This is a genomic window from Edaphosphingomonas haloaromaticamans (assembly GCF_001853345.1).
In the GTDB taxonomy this organism is placed as follows: Bacteria; Pseudomonadota; Alphaproteobacteria; order Sphingomonadales; family Sphingomonadaceae; genus Sphingomonas_E; species Sphingomonas_E fennica.
The window spans coordinates 2,606,379-2,622,670 of sequence record NZ_MIPT01000001.1; the positions used below are offsets into that span (position 1 = coordinate 2,606,379).

General features: G+C 66.0%; 13 protein-coding genes. 4 read left to right on the forward strand and 9 right to left on the reverse strand.

The features are described from left to right. Window position 1: 1 nt before the first annotated feature. Window positions 2–547 (forward strand): 16S rRNA (guanine(966)-N(2))-methyltransferase RsmD, encoded by a 546-nt coding sequence (gene rsmD, locus BHE75_RS11980; RefSeq protein WP_070933998.1) that lies wholly within the window; start codon window positions 2–4, stop codon window positions 545–547. Here rsmD and BHE75_RS11985 read toward each other — a convergent pair. The 3 genes from BHE75_RS11985 to aqpZ all read right to left on the reverse strand — a co-directional run bounded on the left by BHE75_RS11985 (window position 516) and on the right by aqpZ (window position 3,612). Further along, on the reverse strand, window positions 516–1,790 hold the full coding sequence (locus BHE75_RS11985) for an MFS transporter (RefSeq protein ID WP_070933999.1): 1,275 nt from the start codon (window positions 1,788–1,790) through the stop codon (window positions 516–518). The genes rsmD and BHE75_RS11985 overlap by 32 nt on opposite strands. Window positions 1,791–1,842: 52 nt before the next feature. Beyond that, on the reverse strand, window positions 1,843–2,751 hold the full coding sequence (locus tag BHE75_RS11990) for a PEPxxWA-CTERM sorting domain-containing protein (RefSeq protein ID WP_438830622.1): 909 nt from the start codon (window positions 2,749–2,751) through the stop codon (window positions 1,843–1,845). Between the two features lie 150 nt (window positions 2,752–2,901). After that, a complete protein-coding gene (gene aqpZ, locus BHE75_RS11995; RefSeq protein ID WP_070934001.1) occupies window positions 2,902–3,612 on the reverse strand; it encodes an aquaporin Z in 711 nt (236 codons plus the stop codon). Between the two features lie 123 nt (window positions 3,613–3,735). Here aqpZ and BHE75_RS12000 point away from each other — a divergent pair, with 123 nt between their 5' ends. The 3 genes from BHE75_RS12000 (at window position 3,736) to BHE75_RS12010 (ending at window position 9,736) form a co-directional block, all read left to right on the forward strand. Then, window positions 3,736–6,033: an ATP-dependent helicase gene (locus BHE75_RS12000; RefSeq protein WP_070934002.1), complete on the forward strand. Its 2,298-nt coding sequence runs from the start codon at window positions 3,736–3,738 to the stop codon at window positions 6,031–6,033. 117 nt (window positions 6,034–6,150) lie between these two features. After that, on the forward strand, window positions 6,151–7,308 hold the full coding sequence (locus BHE75_RS12005; protein ID WP_015457071.1) for an LLM class flavin-dependent oxidoreductase: 1,158 nt from the start codon (window positions 6,151–6,153) through the stop codon (window positions 7,306–7,308). Between the two features lie 178 nt (window positions 7,309–7,486). Then, window positions 7,487–9,736 carry a TonB-dependent receptor gene (locus tag BHE75_RS12010; protein ID WP_070934003.1) on the forward strand — a complete coding sequence of 750 codons (2,250 nt, stop codon included), beginning with the start codon at window positions 7,487–7,489 and terminating at the stop codon, window positions 9,734–9,736. A gap of 49 nt (window positions 9,737–9,785) precedes the next feature. Here BHE75_RS12010 and BHE75_RS12015 read toward each other — a convergent pair whose 3' ends face one another. The 6 genes from BHE75_RS12015 to BHE75_RS12040 form a co-directional block, all read right to left on the reverse strand. After that, window positions 9,786–10,316 carry a nuclear transport factor 2 family protein gene (locus BHE75_RS12015; RefSeq protein ID WP_070935804.1) on the reverse strand — a complete coding sequence of 177 codons (531 nt, stop codon included), beginning with the start codon at window positions 10,314–10,316 and terminating at the stop codon, window positions 9,786–9,788. A 128-nt stretch (window positions 10,317–10,444) separates the two neighbouring features. Then, the gene (locus BHE75_RS12020) at window positions 10,445–12,748 is read right to left on the reverse strand and encodes a TonB-dependent receptor (RefSeq protein WP_070934004.1); all 2,304 of its coding nucleotides are present in this window, start codon (window positions 12,746–12,748) and stop codon (window positions 10,445–10,447) included. Window positions 12,749–12,777: 29 nt separating this feature from the next. Continuing rightward, window positions 12,778–13,530 (reverse strand): glutathione S-transferase C-terminal domain-containing protein, encoded by a 753-nt coding sequence (locus BHE75_RS12025; protein ID WP_070934005.1) that lies wholly within the window; start codon window positions 13,528–13,530, stop codon window positions 12,778–12,780. Next, entirely contained in the window at window positions 13,530–14,027 is a 498-nt protein-coding gene (locus BHE75_RS12030; RefSeq protein WP_015457076.1) for an SRPBCC domain-containing protein, read from the reverse strand. Before BHE75_RS12030 ends, BHE75_RS12025 begins: the two co-directional genes overlap by 1 nt. Before the next feature lie 178 nt (window positions 14,028–14,205). After that, window positions 14,206–14,910: a histidine utilization repressor gene (gene hutC, locus BHE75_RS12035; RefSeq protein WP_070934006.1), complete on the reverse strand. Its 705-nt coding sequence runs from the start codon at window positions 14,908–14,910 to the stop codon at window positions 14,206–14,208. After that, a complete protein-coding gene (locus BHE75_RS12040; RefSeq protein WP_438830623.1) occupies window positions 14,907–16,262 on the reverse strand; it encodes a formimidoylglutamate deiminase in 1,356 nt (451 codons plus the stop codon). Before BHE75_RS12040 ends, hutC begins: the two co-directional genes overlap by 4 nt. Window positions 16,263–16,292 lie beyond the last annotated feature (30 nt).

The following is a 16,292-nucleotide window of genomic DNA, read 5'->3' on the forward strand; positions in this document are numbered from 1 at the left end:
CATGCGCATAATCGCAGGCAAATGGCGCGGCCGCACGATCGCCGCCCCTCCGGGAGACGCCACCCGCCCCACGAGCGACCGCACGCGCGAGGCGCTCTTCTCCATGCTGGCCAGCCGGCTCGGCGATTTCGAAGGGCTTCGCATAGCCGATCTGTTCGCGGGATCGGGGGCGCTGGGCTTCGAAGCGCTGTCGCGCGGCGCGGCGCACGCCATTTTTGTCGAGCAGGATCGCAAGGCGGTGGAGATATTGCGCGCCAATGCCACGAAGCTGGGCGCGGTTGCCGATATCCGGGCGCAGCCTGTCGCCACGCTCGGCCCCGTGTCGCAGCCCCACGATCTGCTGCTGTTCGACCCGCCTTATGGCAGCGGCGGCGCGGGCGCGCTGCTGGAGCGCCTCACCCGGCTCGGCTGGGCGAGCCCCGGCGCATGGGCGAGCATCGAGACGAGCCGGGACGAACCCGTTTCCGCCACCGGCTGGTCCGTGGATGCGGAACGCACCCACGGCAAGGCCAAGCTCACGCTGCTGCGGCGCGACGCAGCGGAATAAGCGCGATCAGGCTGAGCAGCGCGGCCGCGGCGAGGTAGAGGCCGACGGGCACCAGGCCATGATCCCGCGCCAGCACCTGCGCCACGGCCGGCGTCAGCCCGCCGCCGATGATGCCGCCCAGGTTGAAGGCCATGGACGCGCCGGTATAGCGCACCCGGGCCGGGAACAGCTCCGGCAGCCAGCCGCCCAGCGGGCCGTAGACGAAGCCCATCACCCATAGCGACAAGGCCAGATAGGCGCCGACCATCAGCAGGCTGCCGCCGCCCAGCATCGGCGCCATCAGCATCCCGGTGACGATGGTGGCGATGCAGCCGCCCATCAGCACGCGGCGGGGATCATGCAGGTCGGCCAGCCAGGCCGCCGCGACGATGCCGGCCGCCATGAACAGGATCGCGACGAGTTGCACCGCGAGGAACGTCTCGCGCGGGTAGCCGAGCGTGGTGGTGCCGTAACCCAGCGCGAAGGCGGTCGCGATGTAGAAGAGCGCGAAGCAGGCGACGACGGCGAAGGTGCCACCGATCGTCTCCACCGCATGATTGCGGACCAGTTCGGCGATCGGCACCCGGGCCGGCGGCGCTTCCTCCAGCGCGGCGGCGAAGGCCGGCGTCTCGGTCAGCTTCAGCCGCACCCACAGGCCCAGCATCACGAGCACGGCGCTCGCCAGGNACGGGATGCGCCAGCCCCAGGCACGGAACTGATCGGGCGAGAGGATCAGGCCCAGCAGCAGGAACAGGCCGTTGGCGGCGATGAAGCCCACGGGCGCGCCAAGCTGCGGCGCCATGCCGAAACGCGCCTTCCAGCCGGGCGGGGCGTTTTCCACCGCCAGCAGCGCGGCGCCGCCCCACTCCCCGCCCAACCCGAAACCCTGGCCGAAGCGGAGGAGGCAGAGCAGCGCCGGCGCGACCCAGCCGATCGACTGGTAGGTGGGCAGGAAGGCGATCGCCATCGTCGACCCGCCCATGATGAGAAGCGACGCAACCAACGTGGATTTGCGCCCGATCCGGTCACCGAAATGGCCGAAGGCCACGGCGCCGACCGGCCGGGCGATGAAGGCCACGGCAAGGCTGGCATAAGCGGCGAGCAGCTGGATGCCGGGATCGGCCGCGGGAAAGAATAACGGCCCGAAGACCAGCGAGGCGGCGGTCGCGTAGATATAGAAGTCGTAGAATTCGACCGCCGTGCCGATCAGGCTCGCCCCCAACACCCGCCTTGTCGAGGGCGCGCTCGCTTTGCTTCCCGTCATCCGGCTCCATCCCTGAAATGCGGGCGGGGATTGGAGCCTCGGGCGCCACGCGTCAAGCCATGGCCGGACGCGCCTTCCTGATCCGCATCGCGCTGCCCACCAGGCCGAAACCCATGATCATCAGCGCCCAGCTCGCCGGTTCGGGCACCGCGTTCTGCTGCACGAAATCGGTGATCGAGGCCTGCGAATGGCCAAGGATGACGTCACCGGAGACGAGCCGCCCGCCCAGCAGGAAATCGTCGAAGGTGATGCGCAGCGCATTGGTGGCAAGGCCGATGCTGTTCACGCCGTCGCCCCAGCTCGTCTGTTCGTTGAGGACGATGCGCAGGCCCAGGAGGTCGAGCAGCACGGTGTTGGGATCGGGGTTCACGAACAGCGCCGCGTCGATGAACAGCCCGCCCAGGCCGAGGCCGGTGAGGTCGAGCCCGGCGATCGTGGTCGCCCCGGTGGCGCTCAACCCGCCCACCGCGCTCACCGATGTGGTGGAGGTGATCGCATCCGCCGTAAGGCCGAGGATGGTCAGGGGCGGCAGGAACAGCACCTGCGTCTCCAGCCCGATATCGACGCCGGCGATCGCGGAGGTGGCCGTGCCCGTCGGCGTCACCGGATAAGGCGACGAGGCGGAGCTGGTGACGACCCCGGTGTTGAGCCGCTGGTTGATCGATACGAGGCCGAGGCCGGCGAACTGCAATTGCTGGTCGATCGTCGCCAGCGCGGCGCTGTCGTTATAGGCCGGCGCGGCGGTGCCGCCCGCGGCGGCGAGCGGCCCGATATCGACCAGCACGGCGTTGACCGCGCTCAGCGAGGCGCTCAGCGCATAGGCCGAGCTGTCGACCGTCANCACAGCATGTGCCGGCGCTGTGACGAAAGGCAGAGCCAGCACGCAAAATGCAGAAAGTTTTCCAAGGGATTTCATGATCCTAGCCTCCTGTTTTGGCGACAGGGAATAGGCAGGAACCATGCCAGTCACGGGAATGCGCCATATAGGGGCGCAGGCGCACAGCGCGCTGTCAGCGGCCGCGACATGGAAAATACCGAAATGACGAAGGCCCGCCTGCGCATGCGGACGGGCCTTCCGTTCGACGAGCCGACCGATACCGGCCGAGGCAGGTTAGCGGGCCGCGGGCGGATCCCCCGCAAGCGCGCGATAGGCGAAGCCGCCCAGCGCGCCGCCGATGATGGGGGCGACCCAGAAGGCCCAGAGCTGCTGCAGCGCCAGCCCGCCCACGATCAGCGCCGGCCCCGTGCTGCGCGCCGGATTGACCGACGTGTTCGTCACCGGGATGGAGATGAGGTGGATCAGCGTGAGCGCCAGGCCGATGGCGATCGGCGCGAAGCCGATCGGCGACCGGCTATCCGTCGCGCCGAGCACGACGATCAGGAAGCCGAAGGTCAGCACCGTTTCGATCGTCAGGCCCGCGCCCAGCGTATAGCCGCCGGGCGATTGCGGCCCATATCCGTTCACGGCCAGGCCGTTGGGGCCGAGCACGAAATCGGGCGATCCGCTGGCGATCTGGAGGAGGATGAAGGCGGCGATGATCGCGCCCACCACCTGGGCGACGATATAGGGCACCACGTCCTTCGCCGGAAAGCGGCCGCCGGCCCACAGGCCCACGGTGATCGCGGGGTTGAGGTGGAAACCGGAAATATGGCCGATGGCATAGCCCATCGTCACCACGGTCAAACCGAAGGCCAGCGCAACACCGGCAAAGCCGATCCCGGTTTCGGGAAACTTGGCCGCAAGCACAGCGGCGCCGCATCCACCCAAGACAAGCCAGAATGTTCCGAAGAGTTCAGCCACGAGTCGTTGCATCAAAGGCATCACAACCCCCATTTCGACTTACGGAGAAAGCGAAACTATCACGTATTGTTACGCAGCACGAACATAGAATGCGCGGATCGCGGGAGGTTGCCCCGGCGGGCTCCGTTCCCTAACTGTTCACATGTGAATCACTCGCCCCCTTCCCTGCCCGGCGCGCTGGCCGATCCCGCTTCGGCCCCCCCTTATCTGCGCGGCCTCAATCCGCCCCAGCGCGAAGCCGTGCTGGCAACGGAGGGGCCGGTGCTCGTGCTGGCCGGCGCCGGCACGGGCAAGACGGCGGCGCTCACCGCCCGGCTCGCCCATCTGGTGGCGACGCGGCTGGCCTGGCCGTCGGAGATCCTGGCCGTCACCTTCACCAACAAGGCCGCGCGCGAGATGAAGGAGCGCGTGGGCCGGATGCTGGGCGATGCGGTGGAAGGCATGCCGTGGCTCGGCACCTTCCACGCGATCTGCGCCAAGATGCTGCGCCGCCATGCCGAGCTGGTCGGCCTGCAATCCAACTTCACCATTCTCGACACCGACGATCAGCTACGGCTGATGAAGCAGATCATCCTCGCCGAAAATCTGGACGAGAAGCGCTGGACAGCCCGCGCGCTGGGCGGGCTGATCGATCGCTGGAAGAATCGCGGCTGGACGCCCGACGATGTCGATGCCGGCGAGAGCGAGCTGTTCGCCAACGGCCGCGGCCAGCAGCTCTACCGCCTCTACCAGGATCGGTTGCGCGCCGTGAACGCCTGTGATTTCGGCGATCTGCTGCTCCACATGCTCGTCATCCTGAAGACGCACCGCGACGTGCTGGAGCAATATCAGCAGCGCTTCCGCTACATCATGGTGGACGAGTATCAGGACACCAACAGCGCGCAGTATCTGTGGCTCCGGCTGCTCGCTCAGCAGCGCAAGAATATCTGCTGCGTGGGCGACGACGACCAGTCAATCTATTCCTGGCGCGGGGCGGAGGTGGCCAATATCCTGCGCTTCGAGAAGGATTTTCCCGGCGCGAAGATCATCCGGCTGGAACAGAATTATCGCTCCACGCCCCACATCCTCGCGGCCGCAGGCGGCGTGATCGCCCATAATGGCGGGCGGCTGGGCAAGGAATTGTGGACCGAGGCCGACGTGGGCGAGAAGGTCCGCGTCATCGGCGTGTGGGACGGGCCGGAGGAAGCCCGCCGCGTGGGCGACGAGATCGAGGCATATCAGCGCCGGGGCGGCAGGCTGGACGATGTCGCCATCCTCGTCCGCGCCCAGTTCCAGACGCGCGAGTTCGAGGATCGCTTCATCGCGATCGGCCTGCCCTATCGCATCGTCGGCGGCTTTCGCTTCTACGAGCGCGCCGAGATACGCGACGCGCTCGCTTATCTGCGGGTGATCCACCAGCCGGCGGACGACCTCGCCTTCGAACGCATCGTCAACACGCCCAAGCGCGGGCTGGGCGACAAGGCCGTCGCCAAGGTTCACCAGCTCGCCCGCGCGGAAGGGATTCCGCTGACGCTGGCGGCCGCGCGCATCCTCGACACGGATGAGCTGACCGCGCAGGCGCGGCGATCACTGGGCAATCTCGTCGGCGATATCGCTCGCTGGCGGGATCGGCTGAATGATCTGCCCCATGCCGAGCTGGCGCGTCAGATGCTCGACGAATCCGGCTATACCGCGATGCTCCAGGCCGAACGCACCGCCGAGGCCGCCGGGCGGCTGGAAAACCTTACCGAGCTGACGCGGGCGATGGAGGAATATGAAACCCTCCCCGCCTTCCTGGAACATGTCAGCCTCGTCATGGACAATGACGCCGATCGCGAGAGCGCGAAGGTGACGGTGATGACGATCCACGCCGCCAAGGGGCTGGAATTCGACACCGTATTCCTGCCCGGCTGGGAAGAAGGCGTCTTCCCGTCGCAGCGCGCGCTCGACGAAGGCGGCATCGCCAGCCTCGAGGAGGAGCGCCGCCTCGCTTATGTCGCGATCACCCGCGCGCGGCGGCAGGCGACCATCCTCCACGCCGCCAACCGGCGCATCTACGGGCAATGGACCTCCTCCATCCCATCGCGCTTCGTGGCGGAGTTGCCGGCCGAGCATGTCGAAAGCGAAACGACGATGAGCGGCGGCGAAAGCCTGTGGCGGGCGCAATGGTCCGAACAGGCCGATCCGTTCCACGATATCGGGCGCGGCACCGGGCGCGGGCCGGGCTGGCAGCGCGCGGCCGCCGCCGGCTACGATCCGTCGCCCAGGCGCGTGGTCGAGGTGCGGGCCTCCGCCACCTCCTACGCCGCCAAGCCGCGATCGGATATCGCCATCGGCCAGCGCGTATTCCACACCAAGTTCGGCTACGGATCGGTCGCCGAGATAGAAGGCAACAAGCTGGAGATCGATTTCGAGCTTTCGGGCCGCAAGCGCGTGCTGGACAGCTTCGTCAACCCGGCCTGAACCCTTTGTAAAACAATCGCTTCCTTCGCCCCTACGCGGCTGGTCCAAATGGACGATGCTGCACCTGGGGACTCACGCCATGATCGTTTCAAATTCCATGGGAAGAGGAACGAATCGATGAAATTCTCCATCATCTACGAAGCGCAGATGGCGGACCCCTCGCGCGAGTCCGAGCGCCGCTGCTTCGAGGAGATCGTCGAGCAGGTATTGCTGGCCGAGGAACTGGGCTTCGACAATGTCTGGGCCGTGGAGCACACCGCGCTCACCCAATATGCCCACATGTCGGCGCCGGAAACCTTCCTCGCCTATATCGCCGGCCGCACCACGCGGATCGGCATCGGCCATGGCGTCGTCTGCCTGCCGCCGGCCATGAACCACCCGGTGAAGGTGGCGGAACGCATCGCCACGCTCGACATCCTGTCCGGCGGGCGCGTCCACTTCGGCATGGGCAAGGGCGGCACCCAGCAGGAAGCCGGCACCTTCGGCTACGACCTCGCCGAACTGCAGCCGATGATCGATGAATCGATGTATCTGATCCCGAAGATCCTGAAGGACGGGCACGTCGAGCATGACGGCAAATATATCAAGATCCCGTCGCGCCCGATCCATCCGAGCCCGGTACAGGATCCGCACCCGCCGATCTATTATGCCTGCACCCGTGAATCGACGCTGGAGCTGGCCGGCCGTCGCGGCATCGGCGCCCTCGTGCTCGGTTTTTCCGGCCCCGAGGAGATCGCCCGCAAGAACGCGATCTATCGCGAGAATTTCAAGAACCGCAAGCCCGAGGATCAGGTCGGCTTCCGCCCGAACGAGCATCTCGCCGCCTTCTGCGCGGCCTGCGTGCTCGACGATCGCGAGAAGGCCCGCCGCATCGGCCTGCGCGGCCAGCGCTTCTTCGCCGAGGCGATCGCCCACTGGTATCAGGGCGGCCCGAAGCCGACCGTGGACGTGGATTCGGCCGAGGAGAATGAAGCCGCGCTCGCCCAGACCCGCGAGCATGTCGTGGCCTATATCTCCGAGGAAAAGATCGTCGACGGCGGCGATGCGATGACGAGCAACTACACCGTCGCGCAGGATGCCTATGGCGATGCCGACGACTGCATCCGCTACTGCACGCGGCTTCAGGAAGCCGGCGCGGACGAAGTGCTGTTCCTCTTCCAGATGGGCACCATCCCGCACGAGGCGATCATGGAGACGATCCGCAACATCGGCGAGAAGGTGATCCCGCACTTCCGCGCCAAGGCCGCGCAGCGCGAGGCGATCGCCGCCGAGTAAAGCGATACCGAAGCCTTCCGCTACGGCGGAGGGCTTCGGCGCTTGCGACCAGAACGTATCATTTCGGGCCGCATACAACGCATATCCACCGGATATGCGCTGTCTGTTGTTGCTTTGCGCTCCCCGGACTGCCTAGGCGCCACCATAGGCGCCTGGCGCCGTTCAGGGAGAAACAAAAATGTCTGTTCGCAACCCGCGTGCGCTCCGCGCGCTCCTCATGCTGTCGGCATGTTCCGCCGCCATCGGCTATGCGCCGGCGGCCCACGCCCAGGATGATGCCGTCGCGGCATCCGCGGCCGATAATGGCAGCGACATCGTCGTCACCGCCCGCCGGCGCGAGGAAAAGCTGCAGGACGTGCCGATCGCCGTCACCGCCGTCAGCCAGGCCAATCTCGATTCCCGCGGCTTCGATGCCGTCACCGACGTCCAGCAGATCGCCCCGAACCTGAACTTCACCCCCGGCCAGGGCGGCAATAGCGGCGGTATCGCCGCCTTCGTCCGCGGCGTCGGCGAAAACGACTTCATCATCACCGCCGATCCGGCCGTGGGCCTCTATATCGACGGCGTCTATGTCGCGCGCACCTTCGGCGCGACCACCGAGCTGCTCGGCATCGACCGGATCGAGGTGCTGCGCGGGCCGCAGGGTTCGCTGTTCGGCAAGAACACCATCGGCGGCGCGATCAACGTCGTCAGCCACATTCCCGATGGCACCACCCGTCTCCAGGCGGATGTCCGCTACGGCTCCTACAACACGGTCCGCGCCCGCGCGAACGTGGAAACCGCACTGACGGACAAGCTCTCGATCGGCATCTCCGGCCTCGGCGAGTTCGGCGAAGGCTGGCAGAAGATCCCGTCCGGCAAGAATCTGGGCAACAAGAATATCGTCGCCGGCCGCATCACCCTGCATTATGATGGCGGCCCCTTCGATGCGGTGCTGACGGCCGATGGCCTGCACCGCCGCCAGAATTCGGCCGCGCACTCGATGCTGGCCTTCACGCCGACCTTCATCTCCGATCTGCAGAGCGCGCTGATCGCGCCCTGCTGCACGGTGCCCGACCGGATCGACCGGACGGATTCCACGCCCGAGCTGAACCGCGACGACGCCGATTCCGCCAATGTCGGCCTCACCCTCTCGCATGAGCTTGGCGCCGGCACGATCAAGTCGATCACCGCCTATCGCTGGGTGAACGCCGTCTTCGGCCGCGACGGCGATGCCTCGTCCGCCGTCAATTATGCCGGCGACATCCATGATGAGACCGCGCGGCAGTTCAGCCAGGAGCTGCAATATACCACGCCCCTGTTCGGTGATCGCGGCAACCTGCTGGTCGGCGGTTATTTCTTCCGGGAAAAGACGCGGGACGATACCCGGCTGATCGTGGCGGACGGCCTCTATCCGGCGATGATCGAGGCCGGCTTCGATCCGGCCCTGGCCGAGGCGCTCGATCTCAACATCGATTTCCACAACCGCCAGAAGACGACCAACTACGCCGCCTTCGGCAACTTCACCTACGATCTCACCGACGCGCTCGTCATGGAGCTTGGCGGCCGATACACTTATGAGAAGAAGACCTTCACGCAGAAATCGCTGCGCATCTACAGCCAGCAGCCGCTGATCCCCGGTTTCTACCCCTATACGCTGTCGAAGCATTGGGACAATTTCAGCCCGCGCGCCTCGCTCAGCTACAAGTTCCAGCCGGGCGTGCTGGGCTATGCCTCCTGGTCGCGGGGTTTCCGCAGCGGCGGCTTCAACGGCCGTCCCACGGCGGAGGCCGAGATCGGCTCCTACGATCCGGAGCACCTGACCGCCTATGAAGTGGGCGTGAAGAGCAGCTTCGGCCCGGTGACGATCAACCTCGCGGCATTCCGCAACGAATATAAGGACCAGCAGCTGCTGGTGAACAAGACGAACCTCAACGTCACCTACGAGAATGCCGGCAAGTCCCGCATCCAGGGGCTGGAGCTGGAGCTGGACGCGCGCGTCACCTCCCGCCTCCGCGTCAACGGCTCGCTGGGCCTGCTCGACGCCAAATATCTGGAGTTCGAATCCTACATCAACGGCGTGCTGACCGACCTCACCGATCGCAAGCTGAAGCAGGCACCGGACATCACCGGCAGCCTGAGCCTGGTCTACACCCAGCCGATCACCGACAGCCTGGACGCCACCTTCCGCGCGGACGCCAGCTATCGCAGCCTCACCTATATCGACGTCGAGAACTCGCCGCTGCGGGCGCCGGATCATGCGATCCTGAACCTCAGCGCCGATTTCGACCTGCCGTGGGACGGCACGTCGCTGCGCTTCGCGGTGGATAACGTCACCAACAAGCAGGTGCTGACGGCGGGCTTCGACGGATCGGCCACCTTCGGCTTCCGCGAAGGCTTCTTCAGCGATCCCCGGCGTTATTCGGTGACGCTCTCGATCCGCCGCTGATCGGATATCGGGCCCCGGCGGATACGTCCGCCGGGGCCTCTTTTTTTAGTCAGACCCCGCGCCGGATCAGCCGGAAGAAGCCGTAGGAAGGATCGGCCGGGCCGGGCCTGCCGATCTTCGCGCCCTCCAGGAAGGGATGCTCCAGATCGATGATCGACGGCGAATGGATGTTCGCCCAGTCGGCCACGATCACCCGGTGCAGGAACTTCCACCGCCCCTCGCGCCGGGCATATTTGTCGAAATAGCGGCCGCCCACCAGCACATCCATCGGCCCGTCGGGCGTCTTCGCGCGATGCAGCGCCAGCAGATAGACCTCGCCCTCCGCATAATCGCCGTCGATCGCGAGGTTGATGGTCGTCACATTGTGATGGAGGATTTCCATCGGCGCCTGGATTTCGGGCAGCTTGTCGATGAACTCCATCGCCGGCCCGCAGAACATCGCGCCATGATCGTCGATCGCATCCGCATGATAGAGCGTGCGCATCTTCTCATGGTCGTGGCGGTCCGCCGCCTGGCAATAAGTGGTGATGAGCTGGCGGATCTCCTCCCGGTCCAGCAGGTCCTGAATGCGCGCGTCCATATCCTCTCCCAAAAGCAAAGCCCCTCCCCGGCTGGCCGGAAAGGGGCTTGGCATGCGGATGGCCCCGACCGGGACGATCCGCACATCCGTTTCCGCGCCGGGCAGGCCGCCCGGCGCGGATATTTTCATCAGAAGCGGATGCCGGCGGTGATGCCGTAGGTCCGCGGATCGGGGAAGTAAGCCACGGTCATGCCACCGAAGCTCGGCCCGAAATCGATGAAGTTCTGCGGATTGTTCTCCTTGAACAGGTTGCGCACCCAGAAGGAGAACTGCGCCTCGACACCGCCCAGCGGCACATCCGACACCACACCGCGCAGATTGACGATCGTGCGGCCCTGCGACTGCGTGGTCATCGCCGTCTGGTCCGACGGACCCGTCACGTCGATCGCATAGGGATAGGTGTAATATTTCGAGACGTAGTTCAGGTCGCCGATCAGGTTGAACTTGCCCCAGTCGCCTTCCACCACACGCCAGTCCGCACCGATCGAGGCGGTGTATTTCGGCGTGTGCGGGAAGGCACGGTTGTCGGCCACCTGCTGGGGAACGCCGTTCGCGTCATCCTCGATGAACGACTTATACTTGGCGTCGAGGATCGAGAAGGAGGTGTTGAACGTCAGGAAATCCGCCGGCCGGGCGATGGCCTCGATCTCGATGCCACGGATGCGCGCGGCACCCGCGTTGCGCACCACCGAGGCAGCCGCGCCGGAACCGCTGAACACGGCAAGCTGGATATCCTTATGCTCGTCCCAGAAACCGGCGACGTTGAGCTGCAGCTTGTTGTCCAGCATGCGGCTCTTGAAGCCGATTTCGTAGCTGTCGACCTTCTCCGGCTTGTAGGGATTGCACAGTTCCGGCGCGCCCGACGGGCAATCCGTGGTCGGCATGACGACTTCGTTGGTTTCGCCGTTGAAGCCGCCGGACTTGTAGCCGCGGGCATAGCGGGCATAGACGTTGACGCGATCGGTGATCTCGTAACGCACCGTCGCGGCCGGGCTCAGATTGTTATATTTGGCCTTGGGAACGTCGCCATAGGCTACGTCGATCAGCGGCATGCCGTTGAAGGCCAGATAACGGCTGATGTCCTTGGTTTCGTGGTTGTAACGCAGGCCGCCGGTCAGCACGAGCTTGTCGGTCGCGTGGAAATCGACCTGGGCATAGGCGGCATAGGCTTCCGTATGCGATCCATAGGTCGAATCATAGTTGGTGGAGTGGAAGAAGAACGCCTGCGGATTGTCCGTTTCCGAATGATCCTTGAAGTAGAAAAGGCCCGCCACATAATCGATGCGATCGTCGAGCGCCTTGCCGGAAACCTGCAGTTCCTGGCTGAACTGGTGATATTTCACGTTCCGGGCGGTGTTGGCGATATCCAGCGGCGATCCGTCCAGATCGAGATTGTCGTGGAAGCGCAGCTTGCGATAGGCGGTGATAGACTTGATCGTCGCGTCGCCCAGGTCGAGGCTCGCCGTCAGTGCATGGCCCTGCGTCCGCGTCTTTTCATAGACGTCGGCATCGATATGCGCGGTCTTCTGACGATCCTTGTTGGCGAACATGCCGAGCGGAATGCCGGAATAACCCACGCTGTTCGGATCGAAAATGTCGCCCGGCTGACCGTTCTGGTTCACCTTGTAGAGCTGGGCATAGTCCGGCCGCTGGTTGAAGTTCGAATAGTCATAGGCGTAATCGAGCGTCAGATTGTCGGTCGGCTGCGCGCGGAGCTGGACCATGAAGCTCTGATTGTCGAGATCGTTGGTGTCGGTGATGCCGAAGGCATTGTCTTCCACCTTGATCACGCCGTCGCGCTTCTGGATCTGGCCGGAGACCTTGGCGGAGAAGATGCCCATCTGCGGCAGATCGAGCACGCCCTTCAGCTTCCAGGCATCGAAATTGCCGTAGGTCAGCTCGGCCGATCCGCCCAGCTCGCCGCTCGGCTTCTTGGTGACGAGGTTGACGGCGCCGGCCAGCGTGTTGCGGCCATAAAGCGTGCCCTGCGGCCCGCGCAGCACCTCGATCCGCTCCAGATCGGCGATGTCGAAGATCGAACCCTGCGCCTTGGCGATGTAGACGCCGTCGACATACATGCCGACCGCCGGTTCCCAGGTGATCGCGGGGTTGATCGTCACCGAGCCGCGGATCGCGATCTGGGAGATCGTCTTGTTCGAAGGCGCGCGATCGATCTTCATGTTCGGCGCGACCGAGCCGAGCTGGTCGATCGAGCTGATGTCGCGCGACTGCAGATATTCGGAATTGACCGCCGAGATGGCGATCGGAACCTGCTGCACGTTCTCGCTGCGCTTCTGGGCAGTGACGACGATATCCTCAAGGCCGCCATTGCCGGCCGGGGCATCGGCCGCCGTCTCCTGCGCCAGCGCCGGCACGATGCCGAACGCCATCGCCAGCGCGAGCAGGCTCGCGCCGCGGTTGAAACGGGTCATATACACTAGATACTCCTCCCAGTCGTCGGTCAGGCCGTCGTTGCGGCACTCAGTTTGGCGGAATGGTCGTGGCGGCCACGTCCGCAAAAGCGGTCGATCGCATCGCTGTCGGCACGGCCGAAAGCGGCGACATCATCGGAAAGCAGGGCATCGAGCGCGGCCACCGCCCGGCCCGTCGCCGGCCGCGCCAGCCCGGCCTCGAACCAGCGGCGCAGCGCCGGAAATTCGTTCCAGGCCCCTTCCCGCTTGAACAGCGGGAAGATGCTGTCGGCGGTGCGGATCCACGGCAGCGTCGCGACATCGGCCAGGCCATATTCCTCGCCCGCGAGATTGGGGCTTTCGGCCAGCCGCCTTTCCAGCACGCCCAGGATGCGCACGGCCTCGCTTTCGTAGCGGCGCAGGCCATAGCCGCGCTCATCCTCCGGCGCGTAGCGGAAGAAATGGACATATTGGCCGAACATCGGGCCGACGGACGCCGTCTGCAGCATCAGCCAGGACATCGCCCGCGACCGCAGATGCGCGTCGGCCGGCATCATCAGGCCGGATGCCTCGGAAAGATAGAGCAGCGCGGATGCGCTTTCGAACACCGCGAAGGGCTCCGCCCCGCGCTGGTCGATCAGCACCGGCACCTTGTTGTTCGGGCTGATGGCGAGGAAGGCCGGATCGAACTGCTGGCCGGCGAACACGTCGACGTGGCGCAGCCGATAATCGAACCCGCATTCCTCCAGCATCAGCACGAGCTTGAGGACGTTGGGGCTGCTCATGCCCAGCACTTCGAACATCAGGCGGCCTTCCGTTCGGAATGGATGGCTTCCGCCCGCGCCTTCAGCGCCCGGGCGGTATCGTCGAAGGCGCGCTTCACCCAGTCGCCGCAGAAACGCATCACATGGATGCCGTTGTCGCCGAAGAAGGCGTCGGTGCTGTTATAGGCGCAGCGATCCGGGCCGAGCGGCTCGATGATCTGGTCGCGCCGGGCCGGATAAGGCCAGATTTCCATGAAGGGCAGCTCCCAGGAAATCAGGCGCTCGGGCTCGATCGCGCAGATATATTCCACATTGTCGACGACCTGGCCGGGCACGGTGTAGCTCGCCAGCTTCATGTTCACGGCCGCGCCGATCTCCAGGCGGCTGTCGCAATCGATGCAAAACGGATTCCACGCCTTGTAATTGGCGAAATCCGTCAGGATCTCCCACACGATCGCGGCGGGCGCATCGATCTCCACGCGCTCCGAACGCACTACGTTCGCCGGGTCCAGGTCCATGCCGTCGGTCAGGGCCATTGCCTTCTCCTAAAGAGTCGGCCTTCTTGTCCGCTGGGCGGCGGGCCGTGGGCTTTCCTCTGGCAGCTATCGGGGGGGCGCGTCAATGGCCCAATACGCAAACCGACATTACAAAACGTTCGAATTGACGCTTTGCGGATAAACCGTTGCCAATCCGCCTCAGCAGCCGATCGGAAAATCAGGATTTCGGCGTGAACCGGGCGACCAGATCATAGTCCGATCCCGGATATATCTGGCGGACATGGGTGACGTCCATCTCGCCCCGCCAGGTGCGCCGCTCGATCGAAAGGCAGGCGGTATGCAGCGGTATGTCCAGCAGCGCCGCCTGCCGGGAATCGGCGTTCACGGCGGCGATGCGGTGCTCCGCCTCCGTCCAGGCCACGGCATCCAGCAGCCAGGTGCCGGGCGGCACTTTCGCGAAATCGGCATCGGCCGCGTCGGGCACCGCGACAAGGCCGATCAGGCGCTCCTCCAGCGCGAAGGGGCGATCATCCGCAAGGTGGAGGCAATCGATCGCAATCAGGTCTCCGCCGCGGGCGAGCTGCGCCTCGCCTTCGGATCGCGGATCGGCCGCGCGCCGCTGCCGCGCGAGCAGCTTCAGCCCGTATCGGCGGCCCCGTGCCTCCACTTCGGCGCGTATGTCCGGCACCGCCAGAACCGGCGCATGCACGCGCGGCTCCGCCACGAAGGAGCCGCCGCGCCGGCGCCGCACCACCAGCCCCGCCTCGACCAGCGCGGCGATCGCCTTGTTCACCGTCATCCGCGAACAATCGAACCGGGCCATCAGCTCATGCTCGAAGGGGATGCGATGCCCCGGCGGCCAGGCCCCGGAGAGGATCTTCTCCTCCAGATAATCGCGGATGCGGCGGTTGAGCGTGGTCATGCGGCAAGCAGCCTGCCCAGCGCCGCCGCATAGCGTGCCGTCACGGCCGCGCGGGCATGGTGCACGCCTTCGGCCACGACCTGCCGGCCGCCGCGCCACACGCCCGCGATCGCATCGCGCCCGCCCGCGAAGATGAAGCTGTCCAGAACGGCATCGTCCGCGCGGCCGATCATCGCCGGATGCGCCGGATCGATTGCCAGCCAGTCCGCCGGGCCGCCTTCGCGCAATCCCGCCACGGCGCCCGTCGCCCGCGCGCCGCCCAGCAGCGCCTCCTCGAACAGGCAACGCCCGACCGAACGGTTTTCCCCCGCCAGCACGTTGCGCGCGCGATGGTGGAGGCGCTGGCCATATTCCAGCAGCCGCAACTCGTCGGCCAGATCGATCCGCACGTTGGAATCCGTCCCCACGCCCCAGCAGCCACCCGCTTCCCGATAATCGATCGCCGGGAAAAGGCCATCGCCAAGGTCCGCCTCCGTCACCGGGCAGAGCCCCGCCACCGCGCCGGATGCCGCCAGCCTGCCGGTCTCCGCCGCCGTCATGTGGGTGGCGTGGACGAGGCACCAGCGATCGTCGACCGGGGCGTGATCGAACAGCCATTCCACCGGCCGCCGGCCGCTCCACGCCAGGCAGTCCTCCACCTCGCGCACCTGCTCGGCGATGTGGATGTGGATCGGCCCGCCTTCCGCCAGCGGCAGGATCGCCGTCAGCGCGTCGGGCGTCACCGCGCGCAGGCTGTGGGGGGCGATGCCGGTCACGGCATCCGCGATCGGCGCCAGCGCCCGGCGGCTCGCCTCGATCAGGCCGGCATAGCTGTCGACAGTGGAAAGGANCCGCGCCTGCCCCGGCCCGGCCGGCGCGCCGCCAAAGCCGCCCTGCGCGTAGAATACCGGCAGCAGGGTCAGCCCGATGCCCGCCGTTTCGGATGCCGCCGCGATGCGCGCCGCCATCNCGGCCGGGTCGGCGAACGTCCGCCCGCCGATGTCGTGGTGGAGGTAATGGAACTCGCCCACGCGGGTATATCCCGCCTCGATCATCTCGACATAAGCGAGCGCCGCGATCGCCTCCACCTCGTCCGGCGTCAGCCGGCCGACGAAGCGATACATCCATTCCCGCCATGTCCAGAAGCTGTCCGATCCCGGCCCCCGCAGGCCGGTAAGCCCCGCCATCGCGCGCTGGAAGGCATGGCTGTGCAGGTTGGCCATGCCCGGCAGGCCGATCGCGATCCGCGCGTCGCCCGCTTCCGACGCCCCGCCCCGTTCGAGTCGCGCGATCCGGCCGCCGGAAACGCCGACGCGCACGTCCCGCGCCCAGCCGTCCGGCAGCAGCAGGCTCGCGAAATGCGTGAAATTCAGATCGCTTTCTCGCTCCACTGGACAGGCTCC